The 25,817-nt window shown below is 71.8% G+C and carries 24 protein-coding genes; 12 read left to right on the top strand and 12 right to left on the bottom strand.

The genetic code is table 11. The annotated features are described in order from the left end of the window. Window positions 1-76: 76 nt before the first annotated feature. On the top strand, window positions 77-769 hold the full coding sequence (locus AAH991_RS21615; RefSeq protein WP_507185153.1) for a formylglycine-generating enzyme family protein: 693 nt from the start codon (window positions 77-79) through the stop codon (window positions 767-769). Between the two features lie 73 nt (window positions 770-842). On the opposite strand, the gene AAH991_RS21610 is transcribed toward AAH991_RS21615, so the two are convergent. Continuing rightward, window positions 843-1,328, bottom strand: a complete 486-nt coding sequence (locus AAH991_RS21610) for an Lrp/AsnC family transcriptional regulator (RefSeq protein ID WP_346227684.1) — start codon at window positions 1,326-1,328, stop codon at window positions 843-845. A 161-nt stretch (window positions 1,329-1,489) separates the two neighbouring features. Between AAH991_RS21610 and AAH991_RS21605 the strand changes: the two genes are divergently transcribed. Continuing rightward, on the top strand, window positions 1,490-2,350 hold the full coding sequence (locus AAH991_RS21605) for a phenylalanine 4-monooxygenase (RefSeq protein ID WP_346227683.1): 861 nt from the start codon (window positions 1,490-1,492) through the stop codon (window positions 2,348-2,350). 6 nt (window positions 2,351-2,356) lie between these two features. On the opposite strand, the gene AAH991_RS21600 is transcribed toward AAH991_RS21605, so the two are convergent. The 4 genes from AAH991_RS21600 to AAH991_RS21585 all read right to left on the bottom strand — a co-directional run bounded on the left by AAH991_RS21600 (window position 2,357) and on the right by AAH991_RS21585 (window position 6,767). Then, on the bottom strand, window positions 2,357-3,826 hold the full coding sequence (locus AAH991_RS21600; RefSeq protein WP_346227682.1) for a phosphodiester glycosidase family protein: 1,470 nt from the start codon (window positions 3,824-3,826) through the stop codon (window positions 2,357-2,359). A gap of 148 nt (window positions 3,827-3,974) precedes the next feature. Next, window positions 3,975-4,178 (bottom strand): hypothetical protein, encoded by a 204-nt coding sequence (locus AAH991_RS21595; protein ID WP_169953641.1) that lies wholly within the window; start codon window positions 4,176-4,178, stop codon window positions 3,975-3,977. A 200-nt stretch (window positions 4,179-4,378) separates the two neighbouring features. Then, a complete protein-coding gene (locus tag AAH991_RS21590; protein ID WP_346227681.1) occupies window positions 4,379-5,989 on the bottom strand; it encodes a PucR family transcriptional regulator in 1,611 nt (536 codons plus the stop codon). A 67-nt stretch (window positions 5,990-6,056) separates the two neighbouring features. Next, a complete protein-coding gene (locus tag AAH991_RS21585; RefSeq protein ID WP_346227680.1) occupies window positions 6,057-6,767 on the bottom strand; it encodes a TetR/AcrR family transcriptional regulator C-terminal domain-containing protein in 711 nt (236 codons plus the stop codon). An 83-nt stretch (window positions 6,768-6,850) separates the two neighbouring features. On the opposite strand from AAH991_RS21585, the gene AAH991_RS21580 reads away from it, so the two are divergent. From AAH991_RS21580 to AAH991_RS21565, 4 genes are all read left to right on the top strand, one after another. Continuing rightward, window positions 6,851-8,320, top strand: a complete 1,470-nt coding sequence (locus tag AAH991_RS21580) for an MFS transporter (protein WP_346227679.1) — start codon at window positions 6,851-6,853, stop codon at window positions 8,318-8,320. Window positions 8,321-8,390: 70 nt separating this feature from the next. Continuing rightward, on the top strand, window positions 8,391-9,686 hold the full coding sequence (locus tag AAH991_RS21575; protein WP_346227678.1) for an aspartate aminotransferase family protein: 1,296 nt from the start codon (window positions 8,391-8,393) through the stop codon (window positions 9,684-9,686). Beyond that, window positions 9,673-11,166 (top strand): CoA-acylating methylmalonate-semialdehyde dehydrogenase, encoded by a 1,494-nt coding sequence (locus AAH991_RS21570; RefSeq protein ID WP_346227677.1) that lies wholly within the window; start codon window positions 9,673-9,675, stop codon window positions 11,164-11,166. Before AAH991_RS21575 ends, AAH991_RS21570 begins: the two co-directional genes overlap by 14 nt. A gap of 212 nt (window positions 11,167-11,378) precedes the next feature. After that, entirely contained in the window at window positions 11,379-12,572 is a 1,194-nt protein-coding gene (locus AAH991_RS21565; RefSeq protein ID WP_346227676.1) for an extracellular solute-binding protein, read from the top strand. Here AAH991_RS21565 and AAH991_RS21560 read toward each other — a convergent pair. Then, window positions 12,567-13,157 carry a hypothetical protein gene (locus AAH991_RS21560; protein WP_346227675.1) on the bottom strand — a complete coding sequence of 197 codons (591 nt, stop codon included), beginning with the start codon at window positions 13,155-13,157 and terminating at the stop codon, window positions 12,567-12,569. The genes AAH991_RS21565 and AAH991_RS21560 overlap by 6 nt on opposite strands. An 87-nt stretch (window positions 13,158-13,244) precedes the next feature. Here AAH991_RS21560 and AAH991_RS21555 point away from each other — a divergent pair, with 87 nt between their 5' ends. Continuing rightward, window positions 13,245-13,835, top strand: a complete 591-nt coding sequence (locus AAH991_RS21555) for a TetR/AcrR family transcriptional regulator (RefSeq protein WP_346227674.1) — start codon at window positions 13,245-13,247, stop codon at window positions 13,833-13,835. 132 nt (window positions 13,836-13,967) lie between these two features. Here AAH991_RS21555 and AAH991_RS21550 read toward each other — a convergent pair whose 3' ends face one another. Together AAH991_RS21550 and gabT are read right to left on the bottom strand one after the other, a co-directional pair. Next, complete coding sequence (locus AAH991_RS21550; protein WP_139576006.1) at window positions 13,968-14,216, bottom strand: hypothetical protein; 249 nt, start codon at window positions 14,214-14,216, stop codon at window positions 13,968-13,970. 170 nt (window positions 14,217-14,386) lie between these two features. Continuing rightward, the gene (gabT, locus tag AAH991_RS21545) at window positions 14,387-15,736 is read right to left on the bottom strand and encodes a 4-aminobutyrate--2-oxoglutarate transaminase (RefSeq protein WP_346227673.1); all 1,350 of its coding nucleotides are present in this window, start codon (window positions 15,734-15,736) and stop codon (window positions 14,387-14,389) included. Between the two features lie 108 nt (window positions 15,737-15,844). Here gabT and AAH991_RS21540 point away from each other — a divergent pair, with 108 nt between their 5' ends. Further along, entirely contained in the window at window positions 15,845-17,602 is a 1,758-nt protein-coding gene (locus AAH991_RS21540) for a PucR family transcriptional regulator (protein ID WP_346227672.1), read from the top strand. A gap of 12 nt (window positions 17,603-17,614) precedes the next feature. On the opposite strand, the gene AAH991_RS21535 is transcribed toward AAH991_RS21540, so the two are convergent. Continuing rightward, window positions 17,615-18,247 carry a TetR/AcrR family transcriptional regulator gene (locus AAH991_RS21535; protein ID WP_346227671.1) on the bottom strand — a complete coding sequence of 211 codons (633 nt, stop codon included), beginning with the start codon at window positions 18,245-18,247 and terminating at the stop codon, window positions 17,615-17,617. 218 nt (window positions 18,248-18,465) lie between these two features. Here AAH991_RS21535 and AAH991_RS21530 point away from each other — a divergent pair, with 218 nt between their 5' ends. Further along, the gene (locus tag AAH991_RS21530; RefSeq protein WP_346227670.1) at window positions 18,466-19,911 is read left to right on the top strand and encodes an aldehyde dehydrogenase family protein; all 1,446 of its coding nucleotides are present in this window, start codon (window positions 18,466-18,468) and stop codon (window positions 19,909-19,911) included. An 84-nt stretch (window positions 19,912-19,995) separates the two neighbouring features. Here the strand turns inward: AAH991_RS21530 and AAH991_RS21525 are convergent, their stop codons facing one another. The 3 genes from AAH991_RS21525 to AAH991_RS21515 form a co-directional block, all read right to left on the bottom strand. After that, on the bottom strand, window positions 19,996-20,460 hold the full coding sequence (locus tag AAH991_RS21525; RefSeq protein ID WP_346227669.1) for a DUF8820 family protein: 465 nt from the start codon (window positions 20,458-20,460) through the stop codon (window positions 19,996-19,998). A gap of 10 nt (window positions 20,461-20,470) precedes the next feature. Further along, window positions 20,471-21,547 (bottom strand): DUF6745 domain-containing protein, encoded by a 1,077-nt coding sequence (locus AAH991_RS21520; RefSeq protein WP_346227668.1) that lies wholly within the window; start codon window positions 21,545-21,547, stop codon window positions 20,471-20,473. 75 nt (window positions 21,548-21,622) lie between these two features. Beyond that, window positions 21,623-22,993 (bottom strand): S41 family peptidase, encoded by a 1,371-nt coding sequence (locus AAH991_RS21515; protein WP_346227667.1) that lies wholly within the window; start codon window positions 22,991-22,993, stop codon window positions 21,623-21,625. A gap of 88 nt (window positions 22,994-23,081) precedes the next feature. Between AAH991_RS21515 and AAH991_RS21510 the strand changes: the two genes are divergently transcribed. From AAH991_RS21510 to ppk2, 3 genes are all read left to right on the top strand, one after another. Beyond that, window positions 23,082-23,735, top strand: coding sequence for a response regulator transcription factor (locus AAH991_RS21510; RefSeq protein WP_346227666.1), 654 nt, complete (start codon window positions 23,082-23,084; stop codon window positions 23,733-23,735). Then, window positions 23,732-24,808: a sensor histidine kinase gene (locus AAH991_RS21505; protein ID WP_346227665.1), complete on the top strand. Its 1,077-nt coding sequence runs from the start codon at window positions 23,732-23,734 to the stop codon at window positions 24,806-24,808. Before AAH991_RS21510 ends, AAH991_RS21505 begins: the two co-directional genes overlap by 4 nt. A gap of 63 nt (window positions 24,809-24,871) precedes the next feature. After that, complete coding sequence (gene ppk2 / locus AAH991_RS21500; RefSeq protein WP_346227664.1) at window positions 24,872-25,816, top strand: polyphosphate kinase 2; 945 nt, start codon at window positions 24,872-24,874, stop codon at window positions 25,814-25,816. The last annotated feature ends 1 nt before the right edge of the window (window position 25,817 follow it).

Raw genomic sequence — 25,817 nt, 5'->3', positions numbered from 1 at the left:
GCCCCTTTTTTGTTGCCGTACTGCCGCGCCTGCCCGGGCGGACGGGCGAATCGACGGCGAAGGGCAGGACCGTACGGTGAGTCGTGAATCATCGCCGGCTCAGGTGAGCATGGAGCGAATGATCCGAGTTCCCGCGGGGAGGCTTCTCCTCCGGGACGAGGGGACGCGGACCAACTGGGTGGGCGCGGTCGGGGACTTCCTGTTGGCGCCCTTTCCGGTGACCCGGGAGCTGTATCGGTCCGTCACCGGCGAGGCCGTGGTGAGCTCGGCGGGACCGCTGACGCCGATCACCGAGGTGTCCTGGATCGACGCCGTCCGGTTCTGCAACCGCCTTTCAGAGTCGGTGGGACTGACTCCCTGCTATGCGATCGGGGACGACCCCGACGCGCAGGACGTGGTCTGTGACTGGGACGCGGACGGATACCGCCTGCCGTCCGAGGCGGAGTGGGAATACGCCTGCCGGGCCGGGACGACCGGGGTGCGGTACGGGGAGCTCGACGAGATCGCCTGGCACAGGGAGAACTCCGGCGGGCGCGTGCACGACGTGGGGACCAGGAAGCCGAACGCGTGGGGCCTGCACGACATGATCGGCAACGTTTGGGAATGGTGCTGGGACGTCTACGACGCGAGTGTCTACGGCCCTTACCGGGTTTTCCGGGGCGGAGGGGCACATGATCTGCCCCGGGGATGCCGGGCGTCGTGCCGCCGCAAGAGCCATCCGACGTTCCGCATCGACGACCTCGGCTTCCGCCTCGCGAGATCCGTCTGAGCCCCGGATCGTCTGAGCCCCGAGCCCCGGATCGTCTGTGCCGGCGACCTGGCTCAACACGGGCGTCGGTGGCTCAGGCCGGTGACCGCGGTTCGGGCCGTGCGACCGCGGCCTCCAGCAGGGGCTCGATGCGGAAGGGAATCTGGGTCGACAGGGCGATCGTCGTGTCGGTGCGCTGGACGGCGGGGGAGGCGAGGATCCGGGCGATGATTTCCTGTAGATGCGGGGTGCTGCGGGCGACCACGCGGCACAGCAGGTCGGCCTGGCCGCTGGTGCCGTAGACCTCGAGGATCTCCGGGATGCCGTCCAGCCACCGCACGGCCTCGGCCAGCTTGCCCTGAGCGATCTGCAGGGAGGCGAAGGCCAGGATGGGATAGCCGATCTGCTCTGTCGTGATCGTCGGGCCGAAGTCGGCGATGACGCCGCGGGCGGTGAGCTTGTCCAGCCGCGACTGCACGGTGCCGCGGGCCACGCCGAGCAGGCGGGCCAGCTCGGTGAGCCCGATCCGGGGGTTGGCCCGCATGGTGGTCAGCAGGCGGCTGTCGAGCGCGTCGAGCATGCGCCGAGGGTACGCCCGGACTGAGCGAATCGACCAGTGTGCCCGCCCGAAAACACGCCGATTTGAGCGTTTCGCACACCTCAACTGGTCACTCTTGCCAGTTAAGCGGTTACTTGCTGTCATATCGGAGTATGTTTGAAGAAGCGCAGTATTTCGCTCCGGTGGCGACGAAGGATGACGGATCCGTCGTCGTCGAGCTGGCCACGAGCCACCCCGGTTTCGCGGACGCGGTCTACCGTCAGCGCCGCAACGCGATCGCGGCGCTGGCGCTCGTGCACAAGCCGGGTGACCCCATTCCGACGGCCGAGTACACCGACGAGGAGCACCACGTGTGGGCGCTCGTCACCAAGGAACTGGCGATCAAGCATCACAAGTACGCGGTGCGCGAGTTCCTCGACGCGGCGGCGCGGCTCGGTCTGCCGGAGGATCGCATCCCGCAGCTTCAGGAGGTCGGCGACCTTCTGGAGCCGCTGACCGGTTTCCGCTACCTGCCCGCGGCCGGGCTGGTCCCGCTCCGCGAGTTCTACGGCGTCCTGGCCGACGGCCTGTTCCACTCCACCCAGTACATCCGGCACCATTCCGTGCCGTTCTACACCCCTGAACCGGACGTCATCCACGAGGTGATCGGGCACGCCAACACGCTGGCGTCACCCCGGTTCGCCGCGCTGTACCGGGCCGCCGGCCGGGCGGCGCGCCGGGTGGAGACCGACGAGGCGCTGGAGTTCGTGTCCAAGGTCTTCTGGTTCACCCTGGAGTTCGGCGTCATGCGGGAGGACGGCGAACTCAGGGCGTACGGCGCGGGGATCCTCAGCTCGTACGGCGAGATCGAGGAGTTCCGCGGGATGGACATCCGCCCGCTCGACCTCGCCGCGATGGGGACCACTCACTACGACATCACGAAATATCAGGAGGTCCTCTTCGAGGCGGCCTCGTTCGACCACCTCGAAGACACGGTCGGGACGTTCTGGGACACCTGCGACGACGACACGATCGCCCGGCTCCTCGCGGCCTCCTGCGCCTGAGCGGGCTCAGCGCGGGCCGAGGATCAACAGGGCGTCGCCGACTCCCCGCTCGGCGCCGTCGGACGGATGGTTGACCACCTTCTTGCCGAGGACCATGGTGCTCGACCCGCCGCCGTCCAGGTTGACCGCGTCGCGCGCGCCGAGCCAGCGCATGAGGGCGGCCGCCTCGAAGAACGACGCGCCGATCGTGCCGCCGGGACGGCGGCCGTCGACGACCGCGATGACGAGCTTGCCGTCGCGGGTGACGCCGGCGAGCGTACGCGGGTGGCGCCGCAGGATCATGTTGGTGTTGGCCATGCCGTCCCGCGACGCGGTGATCGAGGTCCTGCCGTTCCGGACCAGGCCGATCGCGCCGCCGATGATGTTGGTCTCCGGGGTCAGCGGGATGGCCTTGTTCGTCCGCAGGTCGGTGACCCGGGTCGTGACCGTGATGGTCGTGCCCTCGCCCGCGCGCTGCGACAGCCAGTCGGCGGCGGCTCCGACGGCGTGCAGCACGCGGGTCCCGGGCGCCACGGGACCGCCGGACGCGCGGACGGCGGTCACCCTGCCGGACGCGTCGAGGACCACCTCGATCCCGTCGTCCTGCGGGGTGTCCCGCCCGAGCTCCTCGGTGTACATGACCAGCTCGTCCGGCCTCGGCACCCGGTTGATGCCGGTCACCTCGGCCGTGGTCCCGTCGGCCGCCCGGGCGACCACCCTGGACGACAACTCGGTGACGCGCGCCGTACGGCCCCGCAGGACCAGGCCCACGCGGCCGGCGACGGCCTCGCTGAGCAGCCTGCCGCGGACGACGGAGATGCCGGTGGGGTCGCCGCGGAAGGCGGGCAGCGTGTGGATGTCGAAGAAGCCGCCGTTCACGGCGGCGAGGGCCTTGGCGGCGGAGGCCATGGCCGAGACCCTCTCGCGCTTGGCGACGCTCGTGCCCAGCGACGCCTCGTAGGAGCCGCGGAACTTCCGCGGGTCGACGACGATGACCCGCATGTCCCAGGGGCCGGTGGTGACGAAGCCGTCGTCGCCCTGGAAGTCGACCTTCGCGCTCACCCCGGCGTCCTTGAGCTGCTTGACGACCTCGGCCGCCGCGGCCTTCTGGTCGAGCGGCCAGCTGCCCACCCGCACCATGAAGTAGTCGCCGGCGGGGTGGTCGGCGACGGCGGGCCTGGTGAACTTGACGATGACGGGCTCGAGGCCCGCCGCCTGCACGGCCGCGGCCTGGGCCTGCGCCTTGGCCTCGGACATGAAGTCCTTGCCCGCCATGACGACGCTGACCGTGTACCCGTCCTGCGGCTTGCCGTGCTTGAGGGTGAAGTAACTGACGCCGGGGGCCAGGCTTTTGGCCGCCGACTTCGGGATCCCGGGCTCACCGAGGGGAAAGCTCGTCGTCGGCAGTCCGGCGACGGGCTCGGCGGTGGCCGGTGCCGAAGAGATGGTCGTCGTCAGGGCCAGCGCTGCGGCCCCGACGATCAGGCGGCGTTTCATTCGATTGCTCCCGCTCGGTGATCCTTGCGGGACCATCGTGGCGACCATTGCGTACGGAAGCGACGGAAACGCGCTAAAGCGCATGAAATTCCCAGACGACTTCGGCAACTCTCGGCCGTCGAATCGGACATTGATGCATATAAGTGCATTAAGGGGTATTAGCGTCGATTTCCCGCGCCCGCTGCACGAACTCCTGCGCGGATCGGGCCTCGATGTGGACGAGCAGTCCGTCGCGCCGCCGGGACATGCCCCAGTAGTGCGTGGTGGCCTCGCCCCACCAGATGGTCCATTTGGGGAAGCGTGCGGACAGGGCCCGGACCACGACCGTCGGGCTGATTCTGGGTTCGCTCATCGTGGGCACGTTTCGAGGTAAGCACGATTCACCCCGTGAGCGCGAGCATACGAAAAGTAGTCAGGGGCGGTAGACCTTACACCCGGGACGACATACCTACTTTCCGGGTGTCAGCATGTCCGCGAGGAGCCGCCCAGCGCACGCCTTACCGGGTCAAATCGTCCGCCCTGGTCATCGACTGGGCCGTGCAGAGAGCTCGCTCAGGTGGGCTCTCGGCGGAAGGTCTCCAGCGCCAGCAGCGCGACGTGCAGCGACAGGCACGACTCGACGTCGTCGAGGTCGGTGTCGAGGACGCGTTCGAGCCGCCGCAGGCGGTCGTAGAAGGCGGGACGGGACAGATGGGCCTTCTGTGCGGCCACCGCCTTATTGCGTCCCGCGTCGAGGTAGATGCGCAGGATCCTGGTCAGGTCGCCGTGCCGCTGGGCGTCGTAGGCCAGCAGGGCCCCCAGCTCGCGCTCGGCGAAGGTCTGCAACCGGGCGTCGTCGCGCAGCAGGTGCAGCAGCCCGCGCAGTCGCAGGTCGGGCAGCCGGTAGAACGGCCGGCCGTCGGGCTGGCGCACGGCCACCTCCGCCACCTGCTCGGCCTCCAGGAAGCTCCGCCGTACGTCCTTGATGGACTCGACGACCGAGCCGGCCGCCAGCACGAACGGCGTGGCGAAGTTCGCCCGCAGACGCTCGGCCAGCGCGTCGAGCGCCGTCTCCGCGGCCATGCGGGGCGGCAGCGGCAGCAGCACTCCGACGCGGCTCTGGTCCAGCGCCCCGACCAGCGCGGGCAGCTTGGCCTCGCGGCAGGCGGCGGCGCCGGCCTCGGCGAGCTCGCCCAGCCGGGCCTGCTCGCCCAGCGCGGTGCCGGCGGGCGCGGTCAGCCGGATGACGGCGCTCACGAGCCTGCGGCCGGTGAGCGGGACGCCGACGGCGCGGGCGCGGGCGGCGGCCTCGTCGGGATCGGCGTACGCGTGGGTGAGGATGCCGGTCAGTATGGTCCCGTGCGCCTGCCGCTCCAGGGACTCCTGGTGCCGCTCCAGCAGGCGGCTGAGCGCGAGCGTCGTCGCCGCGCGTTCGGCCAGCACGATGTCGCGGGGGCTGGGCGGGCCGTCGCACAGCAGGATGAGCCGTCCCCAGTCCTGGCCGCGGGCGCCGACCATGGTCACCAGCCACCCGGCGGCGGCGTCGTAGGCGGTCCGCTCTGCCGGCATCACGGCACGCGACCTGGTCTCCCAGTTGGCCAGCACGGTTCCGGTGTCGCCCCCGGCGGCGTCGCACGCCAGGACCTGGTGGGCGAGGTTCTCCAGCAGCGCCGGGCGGCCGGAGAACCGCGCGACCTGGTTGAGCACCTCCGCCGGGGAGGCGCCCTCGACCGACAGCTCGGTGAACACCTCGTGGAGTTGCTCGGAGGCCCGCAGCTCCTGGAGCTGGATGTCGATGATGCGCGCGTGGACCGACTCGGTGATCTGCACGAAGGGCGTCTCGCGGGCCAGCGTGATCAGGGGCAGCCCGTGCTCCTCCGCGGCCTTCACCACCGCCCTCGGCAGCTCGCGGACGAACCTGCGGCCGAGCTCCACGATCAGGCCCGAGGCGCCGACCGCGGCCAGCTCGCAGATGTAGTCGGCCAGCTTGTCGGGTTCGCTCGGCAGCGCCACACCGGTCGTGAGGACCAGCTCGCCGCCGCGTAACAGGTGGGCGATATCGTGCACCTCGCCCACGTGGACCCACCGGACCCTGGTGTCGAGCCGGTCGCCGCCCGCCACCACCCGGGGGCTGCCACGCCGGACGGTGTCCAGCGCGAGCACGTCGGCGACCGTGGGGAGCATGCTCAGAGGCTACCTGATCATTATGTAAGGATGACCCCCCAGTAGCTGACACACTGAGAGCCGGCTCTCAGTGCAGGCGGGTGCCGAGACCGTCCAGAAGGGCCATCAGCCCGAAGTCGAAGCTGAGCCGCCGCGCGATCGCGGGATCGAAGCTCTTGCCCACGTATGTCTGGTACCGCTCGCGCAGTCGCGGGCGCTCGGACGCCAGCTTCTCCAGCACGGGCGCGATGGCCTGCTGCATTTCCACGTGGTCGGCGCCGGCCTCGGCGGCCGCCCTCGACCAGGCCACCTCGGGCACGGTGGCTCCGAGCGTGAAGGCGACGACCGCGGCCACCGCGTAGTCCAGGTCCATGTCGCCGAACCCCGCCTCGGCGAAGGCGGCCATCAGGTTGTCGGCCGCGGCGAGGGCGTTGGGCCCCAGCGCGGGCAGCGCGCCGATGAGGCTCGCGCTCCACGGATGCTCCAGGATCGCGCCGCGCAGGCCGTACGCGAAGGCGGTGGCCGCCTGCCGCCACCCCGCGTCGTCCGGCACGGTGACCATGCCGTAGACCTCGTCCATGACGAGTTCGAGCAGCTCGTCCTTGTTCGCCACGTGCCAGTAGAGGCTGGTCGCCCCCGCGCCGAGCCGGGCGCCGAGCTTGCGCATGCTGAGCGCGTCGAGGCCCTCGGCGTCGAGCAGCTCCACGGCCGCGCGGACGATCTGGTCACGGCTGAGGCCCTGCTCGCGCGCACCCTTGCGCTCACGGGTCCAGACCGAGGAGAACGGCTTCGCTGACACGGCCTCACAATATTCGCTCGCACAGTGTTCGATTGAGTCGTACAGTGTCCGACAGTACTCGCACACTGTTCGAGGTGACTCTCATGTCTCATCCCCGACGCTGGTGGATCCTCGGCGTCCTCTGTCTGAGCCTGCTGACCCTGGTGGTGGACAACACCGTCCTCAACCTGGCGATCCCGTCGCTCATGCGTGACCTGGGCGCCACGCCGTCCGACGTGCAGTGGATCATCGACGCGTACGTGCTGGTGTTCGCGGGCCTGCTGCTCACGGCGGGCAGCCTGTCCGACCGGTACGGCAGGCGGCGGATGCTCGTGATCGGCCTGGCGTTCTTCGGCGGGGCGTCCCTCGTGGCCACGCTCGCCACCGAGCCCTGGCAGCTCATCGCCGCCCGCGCGCTGATGGGCGTCGGCGGCTCCTGCGTGATGCCGTCGACCCTGTCGATCCTGATCGCGGTGTTCGACGAGAGCGAGCGGCGCAAGGCCATCGCCGCCTGGAGCTCGGTCGCCATGGTCGGCGTCATCGCCGGTCCGACCATCGGCGGCTTCCTGCTCCAGCACTACTACTGGGGGTCGGTCTTCCTGATCAACGTGCCGATCGCGGTGCTGGCGATCGTCGCGGCCTTCGCGCTCATGCCCGAGACGTACGGCGAGGCGCGGCGGGCCGACCCGTTCGGCGTGATCCTGTCGACGGCGGGGATGGGCGGGCTGGTCTGGGCCGTCATCTCGGCGCCCGGCGGGCACTTCAACCCCCTGACCGTGGCACTGTCGGCGGCGGCGCTGCTCGCGTTCGTGCTGTGGGAGCGCCGCACCGCCCACCCCATGCTGCCGCTCGGCCTGTTCCGCGACCGCTCGTTCAGCGGCGCGTGCTTCTCCATCGTGCTGCTGTCGTTCGGCGCGGGCGCGCTGATGCTGGCCATCACGCAGTATCTGCAGTTCGTCCTCGGCTACGACCCGCTGAAGGCCGGTTTCGCGCTGCTGCCGTACGTGGCGGCCGCGATGGTGTTCAACGGCCTGGGCGCGGCGCTCGGCAAGAAGGTGAGCAACCGGACGCTCATCGTCACCGGCCTGGTCGTCATGGCCGCCGGGTTCGTGCTGCTGTCCACGCTCACCGGTGGGTACGGCACGCTGATCGCCGGCCTGATGGTCATGGGAGTGGGCGGCGGCCTGGCCGGTCCCGCGTCGTACGCCACGCTGATGGGGGCGGTGCCGCCCGAGCGCGCCGGGGTGGGCTCCGCGCTCAACGACACGGTGCAGCAGGTCGGCATGGCGCTCAGCGTGGCCGTGCTCGGCAGCGTGCTCGCCGGTGCGTACACCGCGGCCATGCCGGAGTCGGCGCCGCCGGCGGCGCGCGAGTCGATCGGCGTCGCGGTGAACCTCGGGGACGCCGCCGTGGCGGCCGCCGGACGCGAGGCGTTCGTGTCGGCGATGTCCGTAGGCTCGTGGGTGGGCGCGGGCTGCTCGCTCGCGGCGGCCCTGGTCGCGCTGCTGGTCCTGCGCCGGAAGGCCGCGGGAACGGCTCCCGCGCCGGAGACCGCGACGCCCACCACTGTGTAAGGCAAACTCGCGGTATCCCAGACAGGCTGACGGGTGAGCCGGTCACCCGTCAGCCGGGATACTTCTGAGCATGTCGGACCTTCTCGCACGCCATCGCGCGGTCATGCCGAACTGGATGGCCCTGTACTACAACGAGCCCATCGAGATCGTCGGCGGCAAGGGGAACCGCGTCGTCGACGCGAACGGGAAGAGTTATCTCGACTTCTTCGCCGGAATCCTGACCAACATGATCGGGTACGACGTGGCCGAGGTGCGGGAGGCCGTCGAGCGCCAGCTCGCCACCGGCGTCGTCCACACCTCGACGCTGTACCTCATCCGCGGCCAGGTCGAGCTGGCCGAGAAGATCGCCCGCCTGTCCGGCATCCCGGACGCGAAGGTCTTCTTCACCAACTCCGGCACCGAGGCCAACGAGACCGCCCTGCTGCTGGCCACCTACGCCCGCGGGTCCGACCAGGTGCTCGCCATGCGGCAGAGCTATCACGGCCGGTCCTTCGGCGCGGTCAGCGTGACCTCCAACCGGTCCTGGAAGAACAACTCGCTGTCGCCGCTCAACGTGCACTTCCTGCACGGCGCCGACAAGCACCTGGCGCAGTTCCGCGGCATGTCGGACGCCGACTACATCGCCGCCTGCGTGGACGACCTGCGCCACGTGCTCGCCACGGCCGTCACCAAGGACGTCGCCGCCCTCATCGCCGAGCCGATCCAGGGCGTCGGCGGGTTCACGATGGCCCCCGACGGGTTGTTCGCGGCGTACAAGGAGGTCCTCGACGAGGAGGGCATCCTGTTCATCTCCGACGAGGTGCAGACCGGCTGGGGCCGTACGGGCTCGGCGTTCTTCGGGATCCAGAACCACGGCGTGACGCCGGACATGATGACCTTCGCCAAGGGGCTCGGCAACGGCTTCGCGGTCGGCGGCGTCGTGGCGCGCGGCGACCTCATGGACGGCCCGCACGCCGCCGGTGTGGCCACCTTCGGCGGCAACCCCATCTCGATGGCGGCGGCCAACGCCACCCTCGACTACGTGCTCGACCACGACCTGCAGGCCAACGCCGCGAGGACCGGCGAGATCATCATCGGCGGGCTGCGCGAGGCGGCCCCCCGGCTGCCCGTCGTCGGCGACGTACGCGGCAAGGGGCTGATGTTCGCCGTCGAACTGGTCGACCCCGCCACCAAGGCGCCCGCCCCGGCGCTCGCCGCCCGCTTCCTGGAGGAGACCAGGAACCTCGGCCTGCTGGTCGGCAAGGGCGGGTTGTACGGCAACACGCTGCGGATGGCGCCGCCGCTCACCCTCACCGAGGACGAGGCCCGCGAGGGCCTGGGCATCCTCGTCACCGCTCTGGAGGCCGTCAACGATGAAGCGCGTTAACCACTGGATCGACGGCACGCTCGTCGAGGGCGCCGGCCGTACGGCGGAGGTGTTCGACCCCGCCACCGGCGAGGTGAGCGGGCAGGTGTCGCTCGCCTCGGCCGAGGAGGTCGACGCGGCCGTCGAGGCGGCCGCGCGGGCCTTCCCCGCGTGGCGGGATTCCTCGCTCACCAAGCGCACCCAGATCCTGTTCCGGTTCCGCGAGCTGCTCGACGCGCACCGCGACGAGGTGGCCGCGCTGATCACCGCCGAGCACGGCAAGGTGCACTCGGACGCGCTCGGCGAGGTGGCCCGCGGCCTGGAGGTCGTGGAGTTCGCCTGCGGCATCCCCCACCTGCTCAAGGGCGGCTACTCGGAGAACGTCTCGACCCGGGTCGACTCCTACTCGATCCGCCAGCCGCTCGGCGTGGTGGCGGGCATCACGCCGTTCAACTTCCCGGCGATGGTCCCGATGTGGATGTTCCCCGTGGCCATCGCCTGCGGGAACACCTTCGTGCTCAAGCCCTCCGAGCGCGACCCCTCCGCGTCCCTGCTGCTCGCGGAGCTGTGGCGGCAGGCGGGCCTGCCGGACGGCGTGTTCAACGTCGTCCAGGGGGACAAGGTGGCGGTGGACCGGCTGCTGGAGCACCCGGCCGTACGGGCCGTGTCGTTCGTCGGCTCCACCCCGATCGCGCGGTACGTGTACGAGACCGGCACGGCCCACGGCAAGCGGGTGCAGGCGCTCGGCGGGGCCAAGAACCACATGCTCGTGCTGCCCGACGCCGACCTCGATCTGGTCGCCGACTCGGCCGTCTCGGCGGGCTTCGGCTCGGCGGGGGAGCGGTGCATGGCGATCTCCGTGGTGCTCGCGGTCGACCCGGTCGGCGACGAGCTGGTCGAGAAGATCGTGTCGCGGGTGCGGGAGCTCGAGATCGGCCCCGGCAACGACCCCGAGTCGCAGATGGGCCCGCTCGTCACCGCCGCCCACCGGGACAAGGTGGCGTCCTACCTCGACCTCGGCGTCGAGGAGGGGGCCAAGCTCGTGGTCGACGGCCGGGAGACGCCGGTGCGCGGCGGCCGGGGGAACGGCTTCTGGCTCGGCCCGACCGTCCTCGACCACGTGCCGCCGAACTCCCGCGTCCACCGTGAGGAGATCTTCGGCCCCGTGCTGTCGATCGTGCGCGTCCGCTCGTACGAGGAGGGCCTGGAGCTCATCAACACCGGCGAGTACGGCAACGGCACGGCGATCTTCACCAACGACGGCGGCGCGGCCCGGCGCTTCCAGAACGAGGTCGAGGTCGGCATGATCGGCGTCAACGTGCCGATCCCGGTGCCGATGGCCTTCTACAGCTTCGGCGGCTGGAAGGCCTCGCTGTTCGGCGACACGCACGTGCACGGCACCGAGGGCGTCCACTTCTACACCAGGGGAAAGGTCGTCACCTCGCGGTGGCTCGATCCCTCCCACGGCGGCGTGAACCTGGGCTTCCCGACCAACGCCTGAACCCGCGTCCGCGACCGCGCCCGGCCGGTCCGGGCGCGGTCAGGTGCCGCCGGCCGCGTGACGGCGTCAACCGCACTTCGGCAGACGCCATGCCTTCCGCAGTCGCCACACCTTCAAGCCGGGCTTCATCGGCGGAGACCCGCAGGACACCGATGCTTCTTCCGTATGGCCGCTAGGCTCGGGGCGTCCGTCTTTCGTCATGGGGGTCGTGCGTGCGCCGTACACATCTGGCCGGGGCGGTCGCGGCGGCGGGCCTGCTCGCGGCCGCGTGCGGCGGCGGGCCCGCGCCCGAGAGGGGGGTGGCGACGCCGGGCACCTCGGCGGCCGCGGCGACCGCGTCCCGCAGCGCCGGCCCCGGTCCGTCCTCCGCCGGCCCCACGCCCACCCCCGCCGCGTCCCTCGGCCCGGGCGAGGGGACGCTCAGCGTGGTCGCGATCGACGGGTACGCCGAGTGGGGCGGCGTCGACCCCAAGGTCAAGTGGGTCGGCACGTTCGAGAAGGAGACGGGCTGCAAGGTCAGCCTGCGCTACTACGACCCCCGCCAGGAGGAGAAGCCGGGCGACTTCCCGCCGTCGTCGTTCGACGTGATCTCGGCGACGCCCGAGGTGGGCGGGCGGCTGATGAACGAGGGCAAGGCCGCCCCGCTCAACACCGCTCTGCTGCAGGGCTACGACAAGATCCCCAAGCGGCTGCGGACGCTGTCGTCGGTGACCCGGGACGGGCGGGTGTACGGGGTGCCGTACGTCTGGGCGACCAACGAGGTCCTCTACGACGCCGGCAAGGTCAGTCCCGACGGCCCGGAGTCGCTCTTCGAGGACAAGGGCCCGGTGCTGCTGCGGGACCGCCCGCTGTCGCTCGCCGACGCCGCGCTGGTGCTCAAGGCCCGGGGAGGGGACGCCGGCGCGGACATCAAGGACCCGTTCGACCTCACCGACGACCAGCTCGACGCAGCCGCCGAGCTGTTCACCTCCGGTGAGGACGGCCGCCGCGTCTTCTGGCGCGACCCCGTCGAGGTCGTCAAGGCCTTCGCGACCGGGTCCGTGCGGCTCGCGCAGGCCACGCCGTACCACCTGGACGTGCTCAGGCGGGGGCACAAGCCGGTCAGGGCCCTGCCGGACCGGCCGGTGACCGGGTGGGCCGACGCGTGGATGCTGTCGGCCCAGGCCGCGCATCCGTCGTGCGCGTACAAGTGGCTCGACTTCACGATGTCGGCGGACGTGCAGCGCAAGGTGTCCGTCTGGACGGGCCTCGCCCCGGCCAACCCCGGGGCGTGCACCGGCGCGGCCCGCCGGATCTGCCTGGGCTACCGCGTCGGCACCTCCCGCGCGTTCCGGGGCGTCTACTTCGCGGTGCGTCCCGAGGCGTACGACAAGTGGGTGGAGCGCTGGGCGCGCGTCGTGTCATGACGGGCGGCGGCCGGCCGGGCCGCTGAGGGAGTCGTGCGCGACGGCGTTCCGGGGCGCGCGTGTGGGGAAGACGGTGCAGGCGACCGGCCAGAACACCAGCCAGACCACCATGACGAACGTCAGGCGGCCGGCCCACTCCAGCAGCGCGGCCGAGCGGTCGAGGTCGCCGATGAGCGCGACGCCGGCCAGCAGCAGCCCGCAGGCGACGGCCCAGCCGATCATGCCCTTGCCCCAGGCACGCCATTCGTACCGGGCACGCTCCCTGCCGTAACGCTTGCGCCGGTCGGGCGGCGGCCCTCCGGCGAAGCGGTGGGCGAACCTGGCGTCGGCCCACCGCACCATGTCGTGCCCGAAGGCGACGCTGAACCCCAGGTAGGCCGCGGCCAGCCCGTGCGTGAGCTCCGCCCGGCCGCCGTTCCGGAGGTCGATGACGCCCGCCACGAGGAGGACCAGGTCGACGAGGGGGACGGCGAGCAGCAGCAGGCCGCCGAGCCGCTGCCGGCGCAGGAGGTAGCGGACGGCGAGGCCCGCGACCAGGAGTACCCAGAACGCGACCTCGCAGGCGACGATCAGACCGATCAGCATGCCGGCTCCTTATTTCGCACGGTGTGCTACGAAGCTTTCTCACACATTGTGCTATAAAAAATCGCGAGTCGCGTGGCTGGAGGATCTGTGCCGAAGATCGTGGATCGCCAGGTGCGGCGTGAGGAGATCGCCGAGGCGCTGTGGCGGGTCGTGCGCCGGGACGGCGTCGGCGCCGCCACCGTGCGCAGCATCGCCGCGGAGGCCGGCTGGTCCCCGAGCGCGCTGCGGCACTACTTCTCGACCCAGGCGGAGCTGCTCGCCTTCGCGATGGAGCACGTCATCGCGCGGGTGCGCACGCGCATCGCGAACACGGTGTTCGACGGACCCGTCCGTGTCGCCGTACGCCGCCTGCTCGAGGAGTTGCTGCCCATGGACGCGGAACGGCGCGCGGAGGCCGAGGTCTGGCTGCAGCTGACCGCGCGGGCCCAGGGCGACCCGGCGGCCGCCGCCTGGTTGCGCCACGCGGACGACGGTCTGGTCGAGGTGGCGACCTCGGCCATCGCCGCGCTCGCCGCGGAGGGGGAGCTCGCCGGGCATCGGGACGCCGAGTTCGAGGCGGCACGGCTGCGCGCCCTCATCGACGGCCTGACCGTGCACGTCCTGGCCAGGCCGGAGTCGATGCCGCCCGAGCGCGTCAGCGCGGTGCTGGCCGCCCACCTGGAGGATCTGGCGACCTGAGCGCGACGGGAGGCCCGGTGAAGATTCGCGACCGCGGCCCGGGCGCGCGCGTCGGAGCCGGTGGGGGCGCGCCGCGTGACCCGGGCAGTGGCGCGGTGTGCTCGGGGGTTCCGGAACGGGAGAGGGCCCGGGTCAGGACATGGCCGCCCGGGAGCGGCGGGGCAGCGGCACCTTGCCCTCCGGGGCGGGTAGCAAAGCCTCGGCGCAGTCGTCGCACGCGTGGACGGGGGCGTTGTCGGGCAGCATCCCGACCTTGACCCGGGGGCGGGGCCACTTCTTGTGGCAGACGACGCAGGCGTCGCCGTCGCGCTGCGTGGTGGTGAGGCCGGCAGGGTCGAACGTCAGCATGAGCCGCTCGGCGCCGTTCGGGTTCCAGCCCATCAAAGTCCCCCCTCGATCGCCTATCGGAACCGTTATAACGCGGTTACCCTTCGTGATCGGCGCGAGTCGGGCCAAGCGATGGTTAAATCGAGGCATAACGCAAGCCGTGCAACAACAAAAGGGACACCGTGGAACAGACCGGGTGCCCCTTTTGATGTTGTTTAAACGGTCTACTCCACGTTGAGTGCCTTCTCCAGAATGGAGAGGCCCTCCTCGAGCAGGTGGTCCGGGATGACGAGCGGCGGCAGGAAGCGCAGCACGTTGCCGTACGTCCCGGCGGTGAGCGCGAGCAGGCCCTGCTCGTGGCACCTGCGCGCGATCTCGGCGGCGGGGTAGGGCTCCTTGGTGCCGGGCACCACGAGCTCGACGGCGATCATCGCGCCGCGCCCGCGCACGTCCCCGATGATCGGGTTGCGCTCCTGGATGGCGCGCAGGCGGGGCAGCATGATCTCGCCGATGTGCCGGGCCCGCTCGACGAGCTTGTCCTGCTCGATGGTCTCGAGCACACCCAGGGCCGCCTCGCAGGCGAGCGGGTTGCCGCCGTAGGTGCCGCCGAGGCCGCCGCTGTGGACGTGGTCGAGCAGGTCGGCCCTGCCGGTCACCGCCGCCAGCGGAAGGCCGCCGGCGATGCCCTTGGCGGTGGTGATGATGTCCGGGACGATGCCCTCGTCCTCGCAGGCGAACATGTGGCCGGTGCGGGCGAAGCCCGTCTGCACCTCGTCGGCGATGAACACGATGCCGTTGGCGCGGCAGAACTCCACGATCTTCGGCAGGAAGCCGCGGGCCGGCTCGATGAAGCCGCCCTCGCCCGCGATCGGCTCGATGAGCACCGCCGCGACGTTCTCCGCGCCGATCTGCTTGTTGATCATGTCGATCGCCTGCGCCGCGGCCTCCTCGGCGCAGTTGTCCGGGCCGGTCGGCCAGCGGAACGGGTAGGCGAGCGGCACCCGGTACACCTCGGGCGCGAACGGCCCGAAGCCGTGCTTGTACGGCATGCTCTTGGCCGTCAGCGTCATCGTCAGCAGCGTGCGGCCGTGGTAGCCGTGGTCGAAGACGACGACCGCCTGCCGCCCGGTGGCGTGCCGGGCGACCTTGACCGCGTTCTCGACGGCCTCCGCGCCGCTGTTGACCAGGAACGTCCGCTTCTCGTGGTCGCCTGGCGTGAGCTCGTTGAGCTTCTCGCACACCTCGACGTACGACTCGTACGGGGCGACCATGAAACAGGTGTGGGTGAAGTCGGCGACCTGCTTCTGCACGCGCTCGACGACCCGGGGGGCGGCGTTGCCGACGTTGGTCACGGCGATGCCGGAGCCGAAGTCGATCAGCGAGTTGCCGTCCGCGTCGACGATCACACCGCCGCCCGCGTGGGTCACGAAGACGGGCAGCGTGGTGCCGATGCCCGGAGGCACGGCGGACTGCTTGCGCGCGAGCAGCTCGCGGGACCGCGGGCCGGGGATCTCGGTGACGAGGCGGCGCTCCTGAGGGAGCTGCGGGCCGCCGTGCGTGGTGGCAGTGCTCATACCTGAGACCGTACGACCGCCGCCGCCACCTGCCGATATGCCGCTATGTCAGAATGGAGACGTACTTTTGGCCGGACAGGACAAGCCGGCTGTTCGGGGGGAAGAGCAGTGGCACCCACGCTGCGCCGGATCACCGCGATCGTACCGCTCCACCTCGCGGTCCTCGCGGGGCGGAGCGGCCTCGACCGGCAGGTCCGCTGGGTCGCGGTGAGCGAGCTGGAGGATCCGACGCCGTTCCTCGAAGGCGGCGAACTGGTGCTCACGACCGGCATGCGCCTGTCCGCCGGCGACGCCGTGCCGTACGTCTCCCGGCTCGTGGCCCGGGGCGTCACCGGGCTGGGGTTCGGGGTGGGGCTGAGCCACGAGGCCGTGCCGCCCGGGTTCGCGGAGGCGGCCGAGGCCGCCGGGCTGCCGTTGGTCGAGGTGCCGAGGGACACCCCCTTCATCGCGATCGGCAAGGCCGTCAGCGACCTGCTCGCCGGGGAGCAGTACGAGGAGATCAGCCGCGCCTTCGCCGCTCAGGGCAGGCTCACCCGCGCCGCGCTGCAGCGCGAGGGGCCGGTGGCCGTGGTGGACCGGCTGGCGCGGGAGATCGGCGGCTGGGCGCTGCTGCTGGACCCCTCGGGCGCCGTACGGCACGCCGCCGACGCGACCGGCCGCCGCGCCGGTCCGGCCGGCCCGCGCGGCGCGGCGGCGGACTGGGCGGGGGAGACGGCCCGGTCGCTCGAGCCCGAGATCACCCGGCTGCGGAACGCGCCGTCGCTGTCGAGCCTCGCACTGGCCACCCCGGACGAGCATGTCGTCGTCCAGCCGCTGGGCCGCAGGGGATTCTTCGCGGTGGGCTCGCCGCGGCCGTTCGCGCCCATCGCGCACACGGTCGTCAACGCGGCCGGGTCCCTGCTGACGCTCGCGCTGGAACAGGGCAGGGAGCAGCGGTCGGCGGCGGCGCACGTGCGCTCGGCGGTGCTCCGGCTGCTGCTCGCCGGTGAGGCGCGGGCCGCCGCGGAGACCCTGTCGGCCCTGGGCATGCGGCTGCCCCGGGAGCCGGTCACGGTCCTCGCCTGCGACACCCCCGACCCCGAGGCGCTGACCGAGGCCCTGAGCGGCGCGGCGCCGCACTCCGCCGGCGGGCGCCGGCCGGCCGCGGCGAGTGCCCGTGAGGCGAAGGGCGGGCCGGCCGCCGGGACGACGTCGCGGGTGGTCCCCTCGTGCTTCACCGCGCACTGGGAGGGGCTGCTCGTCGTGCTGGCACCGGACTCCTGCGCCGACGAGGTCGTCGCGCTGGCCGCGCGGCACGGCCGGGTGGGCGTCAGCGCGCCCGGCGTGGAGATCGCGGCCGCCGCGCGGACCGACAACCGGGCGGAGTGCCGGGCGGAGAGCCGGATGGAGAGCCGGATGGAGAGCCGGACCGAGACCCCCGCGGAGATGCGCGCGGAGTCCTGGGAGGACCGTGCTCCGGACCGCGCCCTGCGCCACGCCTTGCACCATGCGATCAACCATGCCCCCGACCATTCCCTGGACCGTGCTCTCGACCAGGCGAGACGGGCGCTCGTCTCGGCCTCGCCGGTGGCGCGCTTCAGCGAACTGGCCGGGCGCGGGCTGCTGTCGCTGATCGACCCGGCCGCCGCCGCGTCGTTCGCCGCGGCGATCCTCGCGCCGCTCCGCGAGTACGGCTCGCGCGCCGATCTGGTCGAGTCGCTGCGGGCCTACCTGGCCAGCAACGGCCACTGGGACGCGGCGGCGCAACGTCTGGGCGTGCACCGGCACACCCTCCGGTACCGCATGAAGCGGGTGAGCGAACTGCTCGGCCGCGATCTGGACGATCCCGCCGTCCGGGCCGAGCTGTGGATCGCGCTGTGCCTCTAGCTCGGGCCGGGCTCAGGCGGAGGGACGGCGGGCGAGGAAAGAGCGGATAGTGGCGTTCGTGACGATCTCGTACGTCTTGCCATCGGGCAGATGTCCGGCACGTTCCAGGCCGAGCGCGCCCTGAGCCGCGGCCCACAGCGCATCGGCGATCTTCCGGGGCTGGGTGGGCACGAGGTGACCGGCGGAGATGCAGTCGGCGATCACCCGGTCGACGATGTTGAGCGCGGCCCTCGCCAGGGTGCGGGCGCGCTCGCTCGGCACGAAGCCGGGGATGGCCCGCTCGAACATCAGGCTGTAGTAACCGGGCTCGGCCAGCGCCGCCTCCCGGTACGCGGGGCCGAGCAGACTCAGGTGCTCCAGCGGGTCGTCGCGCTTCGGCACGGCCTCCAGCCTGCGCCGGAACCGCTCGAAGCCCTCCAGGTAGAGCGCCTCGGCCAGCCCCTCCTTGCTGCCGAACATCGTGTAGATGACCTGGGTCGAGCAGCCGGCCTCGGCGGCGATCCTGCGTACGGTCAGGCTTTCCGGCCCGGCTTTGGCGAGCAGCCCGTTGGCGACGTCGAGGAGACGGGTGCGCAACTCGTCGTAGTTGCTGCGATGGCCACGTGCGTAGGCACCCTGAAGACCGAGCGGCGCCGGCGTACCCATCAGCGACGAGCCCTTCTCATATTGGGGGTCCCGCGACAGACCCGGATGATGACTTAACCATGCCGCTCCGCCTTCAAACCGCGATGAAACAGAAAACATCATGAAATTGCCGCGCATCTGTGACATCTGAGAAGTTGTCCACGATGGCGCGACGGAGGGCGGCGATTGGCCCGTCCGGCGTAGGGACCGCCTCCCGCCAGGTGCCATAGCGTGAAGACATGGACGTAGGCCGCACTTCCGATCCCCGCCCCTTCTGGCTCGCCGGTCGCCCCGTCACCGGGGACGCCGAGCAGGCCGTGACCAACCCCCACGACGGCAGGGTCGTCGGCGTCCACTCGGTGCCGACCCCCGAGCAGGTCGAGCAGGCGGTGGCCGCCGCCGACGCCGTGCGCAAGCAGGCCGCCGCGCTGCCCATCCACGTACGCGCCGAGGCGCTGGCCCACGTGGCCCGGCGGCTGACCGAGCGCGCCGAGGAGATCGCCCAGCTCATCAGCGCCGAGAACGGCAAGCCGATCTTCTGGGCGCGCGGCGAGGTGGGCCGCGCGATCTCGACGTTCCGCTTCGGCGCCGAGGAGGCCCGCCGGTTCAGCGGCGAGGTGCAGCGGCTGGACACCGAGCCCGCGGCGCAGGGACGGCTCGCCTACGTCTCCCGCGTGCCGCACGGCCCGGTGCTGGCGATCACGCCGTTCAACTTCCCGCTCAACCTGGTGGCGCACAAGGTCGCCCCCGCCATCGCCGTCGGCGCGCCGATCGTGGTCAAGCCCGCCCCCGCGACTCCGCTCTCCGCGCTCGTGCTCGGCGAGATCCTGGCCGAGACCGATCTGCCCGAGGGCATGTTCTCCGTGCTGCCCGTGCCGAACGACAGGGCGGCCGCGCTGGTGGAGGACCCTCGGCTGCCGGTCATCTCCTTCACCGGCTCCGGCCCGGTCGGCTACTCGATCCTGGACAGCGTGCCGCGCAAGCACGTCACACTCGAACTCGGCGGCAACGCCGCGGCGGTCGTGCTGGCCGACGCCGACCTCGACTGGGCGGCGAGCCGCGTGGCGCTCTTCTCCAACTACCAGGCGGGCCAGAGCTGCATCGCGGTGCAGCGGGTGCTCGTGGAGGACGCGGTCGCCGACGCGTTCACCGGCAAGCTCGTCGCCGCCGTCGGCGCGCTCGTGACCGGCGACCCCGCGGACGACAAGACGCAGGTCGGCCCCCTCGTCAGCGAGGACGCCGCGATCCGCGTCGTGAGCTGGGTCGACGAGGCCGTCGCCGCCGGGGCGCGCCTGCTGGCGGGCGGCACCAGGGAGGGCGCGACCGTCGCCCCCACCGTGCTGGCCGACGTGCCCGCCGACGCCAAGGTGGCGTGCGAGGAGGTCTTCGGGCCCGTCATGATCGTGCAGCGGGTCGCCTCGGTCGACGAGGCGTTCGCCGCGGTCAACGACTCGCGGTACGGCCTGCAGGCCGGGGTGTTCACCCGCAGCCTGGACGTCGCCTTCCGGGCCAACCGCGAGCTCGAGGTCGGCGGCGTCATCATCGGCGACGTGCCGTCCTACCGGGCCGACCAGATGCCGTACGGCGGGGTCAAGGAGTCGGGCGTGGGCCGCGAGGGGCTGCGCTCGGCGATGGAGGACTTCACCTACGAGAAGGTCATGGTGCTCACGGGCCTCACGCTCTGAGCGGTCTGAGCGCTCTGCGGCGCTGAATCAGCGAGAGCCGGGCCCGGGGACCACGTCCCCGGGCCCGGTTTCTTCTGTGGGGCGTCAGTCCGCCACGAGCCGTGCCCCGAGGGCCGGCCCGCGGGACCACTGCTCGCGCTGCCGCCGTACGACGTAGGCGCCGGGGGCGCAGCCCGTCCCGCCGTGCTCGGGATGCAGCAGGTAGACGACGGCCGAGGCCTCGAAGATCCCGAGCGCCAAGCCCTCGGCGTCGGCGACGTCCGCCGTCCAGCGGCAGGTGCCCGGGTCGGCGACGAGCGTGTGCGGGTTGCCGCCGGCGGCGCCGCGCAGCAACTCGACGCCCTCGGGCGGCACCTCGGTCCACCGGGCCCGCGGCCGGGCCTCCACGGACGCGGCGATGAGCGGGAGCGGGACGACGATGAGGTCGCCCTGGGCGTGGAGCCCGTCGACGACGGGGATGCGCGCCGATCGCTCGAGATGGTCGAGCACGGCGAGTCCGGTCCGGTGGGACAGGGACGCCAGAGTCGCGGAAGCCAGAGTCACAGTCATGGGAGTCACCTCAGGTTCGGCGGACGAGAAGGGAGTACTGCTCGGCGGACAGCCCGTAGGTCCAACCGGCGGCCGCGACCGGGTCGCGGAAGTAGCCCGGCACGGTCAGCCCGTACCGGCGGCGGGTCCCGTCGCGTTCGAGGGAGCCGTTCACCGCGAGGAGCACCCGGGTCTCCCGGCGCAGGTCGTAGAGCCGCAGGAAGTGGCCGGGGTTGCCGGGGTCGGGGGCGGAGGCGACCGGGCGCAGCCCGGCCCGATCGATGTAGGCGTCCCAGCCGACGCGCTCGATCGCGCACCGTCTGACCTCGACGTTCTCCTCCCGCTCGATGCGTTCGACGGACGGATCGGTGATCACCCACGGAGGCACGAGCGTGCCGTGCCAGGCGTGCACCTCCCAGCCGTCGGCGTACCGCACGGCCGGGCCGTCCGCGCAGTGCGGCCGCACCTCGCCGTCGTCGCCCCACACCTCCGTACGGAGGACGGTGGGCCGTTCGGACACGACGCAGACGTCCTGGCGGGGCCACCAGGGGCCGCAGGAGGCGGCCGCGGTGGCCCACAGGTCGAGATGCCGCGACTGCCCGGCAGGGAAGACCACCCCCGCCCGCCGCAGGGCGTCGTAGTGGGCGACCCAGGAGGCGCCCTGGGTGCGGTACCAGTCGGGCCTGGGGCGCTGTGGTGCGTGCGCGGCCAGGACCGGCCGGACGAACGCGCCGTCGATCGAGCGCTCGAGCGGGACGCGAATGTCGCGGCGGATCCAGTCGTCCAGGCCCCGATGCGCGCGGCGGACCCGCGTTTCGAGGTCGAGGCGGAGCCCCATCGCCAGGGCGTCCAACCGGTGGATGAGGGGCCAGTCCGATAACCGGCCCGTGTCTTCCCCGGGCCGGGGACGCGCCCCGGGCGGGAGGGTGGTCAGGGCCGTGAGCGGTGAAGGGACCCAGTGGAACCGGGGCGGAGCGAGCCCGATCAGGCCGTAGAGCCCGGAGATGGCGGCCTCGGCGGCCGGACGGTCGGCGGGCCGCGTCGACAACACGCGGCCCAGCCATTCTTCACGCAGTGCCGCAGCTTCCCGCTGCGCGAGAACGCTCACCGGATGCGGGTGGCGTCGTCCTTTCCAACGATCATGTCTTCGATGGTGACAGACGGCCACGCGTCCTGTCCACGGTCAGAGAAGACCGAGCGCCCTGGCGAGGCCGGGGTCGCGGCCCTTGGCCAGGTCGAGCGCCGTCATGGGGGCGTAGTGGTCGGCGGGGACGCCGATGGTGTCGATGGTCTCCCGGGCGGGGCCGAGGTGCCGGACCTTGGGCAGCAGCAGCACGCTCCCGTCGTCGAGGAGGTACGGCTCGCCCGGGCCGGAGATCGCGCCCGCGGTGCGGGTCCCGACGAGAACGCCGAGGCCGTTGTCCTTCACCGCCGAGCTGAAGTGTTCGCAGGCCGAGGCGCACGCGCGGTCGGTGAGCACGACCAGGCGCAGGTTGACCAGCGGGACGGAGTCGTCGGTGCGGTTGGCCGTGCAGTCGCCGGTCAGCGGGCAGAAGTAGCCGGTGACCTTGCCGTGCGCGAACGCGCCGAGCAGCCGGTTCACCTCGCGCGGTGAACCGCCGCCGTTGCCGCGCAGGTCGACGATCGCGGCCTTCGTGGCGCCCTTCAGCCGGGCGATCACCTGGTCGGCCGCGCCCTCGAAGAACCCGGGCAGTTGGACGTAGGCGACGCCGCCGGGCAGCGTCTTCGACGTCACCGCCGGTTCCCGCTCCCCGACGGGCCCCGCCGTGAGCTTCACGGTCGTGACGCGTCCGGTCGTGGGCCGCTTGAGTGTGAGCCGCACGGGGTCGGAGGCGAACGCGTCGACGAGGCTCTGGTTCACCTTGTCCCCGAAGAACGCCGGCATGCCGTCGACCTTCTCGACGATGTCGCCGGGGCGGACGCCGGCCTTGTCCGCCGGGCTGCCGGGCAGGACGCGGGTGACGAACAAGGGCGGCCGGGCCGCCGGATCAAGTTGTGGCCCCTGCGCGGCCGACAGCCCCGCGATGCCCGTTCCGGTCGGCCCGCCCTCGGGCGGGGGCGTCGGCCTCATCACCCGGGCGTGGTTGTCATGCAGCCCGGCGACCATGCCGGTGATCGCGGCGCGCAGCGCGTCCGGGTGGCCGGCGCCGATCACGCCGGCGAACGCGGCCCAGTCGGCGTCGCGCTTGCCCGTCAGCGCGGGCAGCCGGAGATCGGCCGCGTCGGCGCCGCGCCGCATCAGCTCCTGCGTGTACGCGGCGAGAGCGTCCCGCAGCAGGACCTTCGGGTCCAGTGCGGGCCCGCTGTAGTAGTTGTCCAGCACGCACTCGTACGCCTGCCGGAGCGTGTCCACCGTCGTCGGCGTCGCGGACTCGGGCGGCGGCCCGGCCGGCCGGGCGCACATGCCGCCCGGAGACGCCGCGGCCGTCGCGGCGGTCGTGGTCGCGGCGGTCGTCGCCGCGGTGGGGGCGGAAACGGAGGCGGTCAGCGCACAGGCGGTCACCAGGAGGGCGGAGCAGACAGATCTGATCATGCCCGCCAGCGTGGCCGCCGCAGGATTGCGCGGCCGTGAACGACATCGTTAACGCCGCTGTTACCTCCGGTCGGTTAGGAACCCGGGTATGCGGGTTCTCGTGGCCGAAGACGAACGCGATCTGGCCGATCTCGTGGCGATGGGGCTGCGCCGTCACGCCATGGCGGTCGACGTGGTCTACGACGGGGCCGCCGCGGCCGAGCGGCTGACGGTGAGCGACTACGACGTCCTCGTGCTCGACCGCGATCTGCCCGAGCTGCACGGCGACCTGGTCTGCCGCGAGCTGGTGGCGCGCGGCAGCCGTACGCGGATCCTCATGATGACGGCGGCGGCGTCGGTGCCGGAGCGCGTCGCCGGGCTCGGCATGGGAGCCGACGACTACCTGCCCAAGCCCTTCGACTTCACCGAACTCGTCGCCCGGGTCCGGGCGCTGGGCCGGCGCAGCCGGGAACAGGTGCCCCCGGTGCTGGCCCGGCACGGGATCGTGCTCGACACGCACCGGCTCCAGGCGTCCAGGGACGGCCGTCACCTGCACCTGTCGCTCAAGGAGTTCGCCGTCCTGGAGGTGCTGCTGCGGGCGGGGGGCGCGGTGGTGAGCGCCGAGCGGCTCCTCGAGGAGGCCTGGGACGAGAACGCCGACCCCTTCACGACCGTGGTGCGGGTCGTGGTCAGCCGCCTGCGCGCGAAGCTGGGCGACCCGCCGTGCATCCGGACCGTCGCCGGCGCGGGTTACGTGCTGTGACGACGGTCCGGGTACGTCTCACGCTGATCTATTCGGGGATCTTCCTGCTCACCTCCGTCGTGCTGCTGGTCATCGTCAACACGCTGTTGCGGCAGGCGCTGCACTCGCGGGTCGCGCGGCTTCCCGCGCCGCTGGAGATAGAGGCTCCGCCCGCCCCGGCCGCCCCGGGGCCGGTGGACGAGCAGTCGCCGCTGTCCGCGCTGGTGCGGGACGTCATTCACTATCAGTGGGACGTGAGCGCGCTGGCGATCGGCGTCCTGACGGTGGTGTCGGTGGTCGTGGGCTGGGTGATCTCCGGGCGTGTCCTGCGGCCCCTCCACCGGATCACCGCCACCGCGCAGCGGCTGTCCCTGTCCACCCTGCACGAGCGGATCGCCCTGTCCGGTCCCCGGGACGAGCTGAAGGAGCTGGCCGACACCTTCGACGCCATGCTCGACCGGCTGGAGCGCTCGGTCGTGGGTCAGCGGCGGTTCATCGCGAACGCCTCCCACGAGCTGCGGACCCCGCTCGCCGTGCAGCGGACGGCGATCGAGGTCGGCCTGCCCGAGGACGTAGGAGACATTCGCGACACGCTGCTGCTCCACAACCACCGCATCGAGGGTCTCATCGACGCCCTGCTGGTCCTCTCCCAGGCCGAGCACGGGCTGGAGAGGCGGAGCCCGGTGGCGCTGGACGAGGTCGTACGGCTGGTCCTGGCCGAAGCGGACCGCGGCGGGGTGACGGTCACGGCGCGGTTGGAATGGTTCGTCGTCCCCGGCGACCCGGTCCTGCTGAACCGGCTCGTCACCAACCTCGTCGACAACGCCGTCCGGTACAACCACCCCGGCGGCGCCGTCGAGGTGACGCTCGCCGGGGGCGTGCTGACGGTCCGCAACACCGGTCCCGAGGTGCCGGCCGAGCGCTTGGGCGACCTCTTCGCGCCCTTCAGGCGGCTGCACACCAGCCGCCGTCAGGGGGCGGGGCTGGGGCTGTCGATCGTCGCGTCGATCGCGGCGGCGCACGGGGCCGCCGTACGGGCACGTCCCAACCCCGGCGGCGGTCTCGAGGTCGCCGTGACGTTCCCGGCCGGATGAATTCCCCGCGAACAGTGCGGCCGACGGGGATTGGGATCGCCCCACAGGTGCAGTAGGGGGGGCATGGAGATGCCGGAAGCGTCGCAGAGTGCGCGGGAGCACCCGGACGGCGTCGAGTTGCTGCGCCGTACGCCGGGGTTGAAGGTGCTGGACGACGATGACGACGACCCCGTCCTCGTACGCGCCGACGGAGGCCCGGTGGACACCTGGCGCGAGCACTACCCCTACGACCACCGCATCAGCCGGCAGGAGTACGACCGGCAGAAGCGGCTGCTGCAGATCGAGCTGCTGAAGCTGCAGTACTGGCTGAAGGACACCGGCGGGCGCCTGGTGATCCTGTTCGAGGGCCGGGACGCGGCGGGCAAGGGCGGCACCATCAAGCGCTTCATGGAGCACCTCAACCCCCGCGGCGCGACGGTGGTGGCGCTGGAGAAGCCCAGCGAACGTGAGCGCGGCCAGTGGTACTTCCAGCGGTACGTCGAGCACCTCCCGGCGGCGGGGGAGATCGTGCTGTTCGACCGGTCCTGGTACAACCGGGCCGGGGTCGAGCGGGTCATGGGCTTCTGCACTCCGGAGGAGTACATGGAGTTCATGTATCAGGCTCCGCTGTTCGAGCGGATGCTCGTGCGCGACGGCATCCGCCTGGTCAAGCTGTGGTTCTCGGTGTCGCGGGCCGAGCAGCGCACCCGGTTCGTCATCCGCCAGGTGGACCCCGTGCGGCAGTGGAAGCTGTCGCCCATGGACATCGCCTCGCTCGACCTGTGGGACGAGTACACCCGGGCCAAGGAGGACATGTTCCTCAACACCGACACCGAGGACGCCCCCTGGACGATCATCAAGAGCAACGACAAGAAGCGCGGCAGGCTGGAGGCGATGCGCTACGTCCTGTCCCTGTACGACTACGACGACAAGGACGTCTCGGTGGTGGGCGAGCCCGACCCCCTGATCGTCCGGTCCGCCGCCGACATCGTGGACGAGGACAACGCCGAGCCGCTGTCGCCGTTCTGAG

Origin of the sequence: Microbispora sp. ZYX-F-249, from assembly GCF_039649665.1 — a bacterium.
GTDB classification, from domain to species: Bacteria; Actinomycetota; Actinomycetes; order Streptosporangiales; family Streptosporangiaceae; genus Microbispora; species Microbispora maris.
The sequence above is the reverse complement of the archived record's forward strand: the minus strand, read 5'-3'. Positions and strand labels throughout refer to the sequence as shown.

Coding starts and splice junctions, on each gene's coding strand:
- AAH991_RS21595 (WP_169953641.1), bottom strand. CDS start 4,178: ATGAGCGAACCCAGAATCAGCCCGACGGTCGTGGTCCGGGCCCTGTCC.
- AAH991_RS21535 (WP_346227671.1), bottom strand. CDS start 18,247: ATGGGTACGCCGGCGCCGCTCGGTCTTCAGGGTGCCTACGCACGTGGC.
- AAH991_RS21580 (WP_346227679.1), top strand. CDS start 6,851: ATGTCTCATCCCCGACGCTGGTGGATCCTCGGCGTCCTCTGTCTGAGC.
- AAH991_RS21530 (WP_346227670.1), top strand. CDS start 18,466: ATGGACGTAGGCCGCACTTCCGATCCCCGCCCCTTCTGGCTCGCCGGT.
- AAH991_RS21510 (WP_346227666.1), top strand. CDS start 23,082: ATGCGGGTTCTCGTGGCCGAAGACGAACGCGATCTGGCCGATCTCGTG.
- AAH991_RS21575 (WP_346227678.1), top strand. CDS start 8,391: ATGTCGGACCTTCTCGCACGCCATCGCGCGGTCATGCCGAACTGGATG.
- AAH991_RS21525 (WP_346227669.1), bottom strand. CDS start 20,460: ATGACTGTGACTCTGGCTTCCGCGACTCTGGCGTCCCTGTCCCACCGG.
- AAH991_RS21590 (WP_346227681.1), bottom strand. CDS start 5,989: ATGCTCCCCACGGTCGCCGACGTGCTCGCGCTGGACACCGTCCGGCGT.
- AAH991_RS21515 (WP_346227667.1), bottom strand. CDS start 22,993: ATGATCAGATCTGTCTGCTCCGCCCTCCTGGTGACCGCCTGTGCGCTG.
- ppk2 (WP_346227664.1), top strand. CDS start 24,872: ATGGAGATGCCGGAAGCGTCGCAGAGTGCGCGGGAGCACCCGGACGGC.
- gabT (WP_346227673.1), bottom strand. CDS start 15,736: ATGAGCACTGCCACCACGCACGGCGGCCCGCAGCTCCCTCAGGAGCGC.
- AAH991_RS21560 (WP_346227675.1), bottom strand. CDS start 13,157: ATGCTGATCGGTCTGATCGTCGCCTGCGAGGTCGCGTTCTGGGTACTC.
- AAH991_RS21570 (WP_346227677.1), top strand. CDS start 9,673: ATGAAGCGCGTTAACCACTGGATCGACGGCACGCTCGTCGAGGGCGCC.
- AAH991_RS21600 (WP_346227682.1), bottom strand. CDS start 3,826: ATGAAACGCCGCCTGATCGTCGGGGCCGCAGCGCTGGCCCTGACGACG.
- AAH991_RS21550 (WP_139576006.1), bottom strand. CDS start 14,216: ATGGGCTGGAACCCGAACGGCGCCGAGCGGCTCATGCTGACGTTCGAC.
- AAH991_RS21610 (WP_346227684.1), bottom strand. CDS start 1,328: ATGCTCGACGCGCTCGACAGCCGCCTGCTGACCACCATGCGGGCCAAC.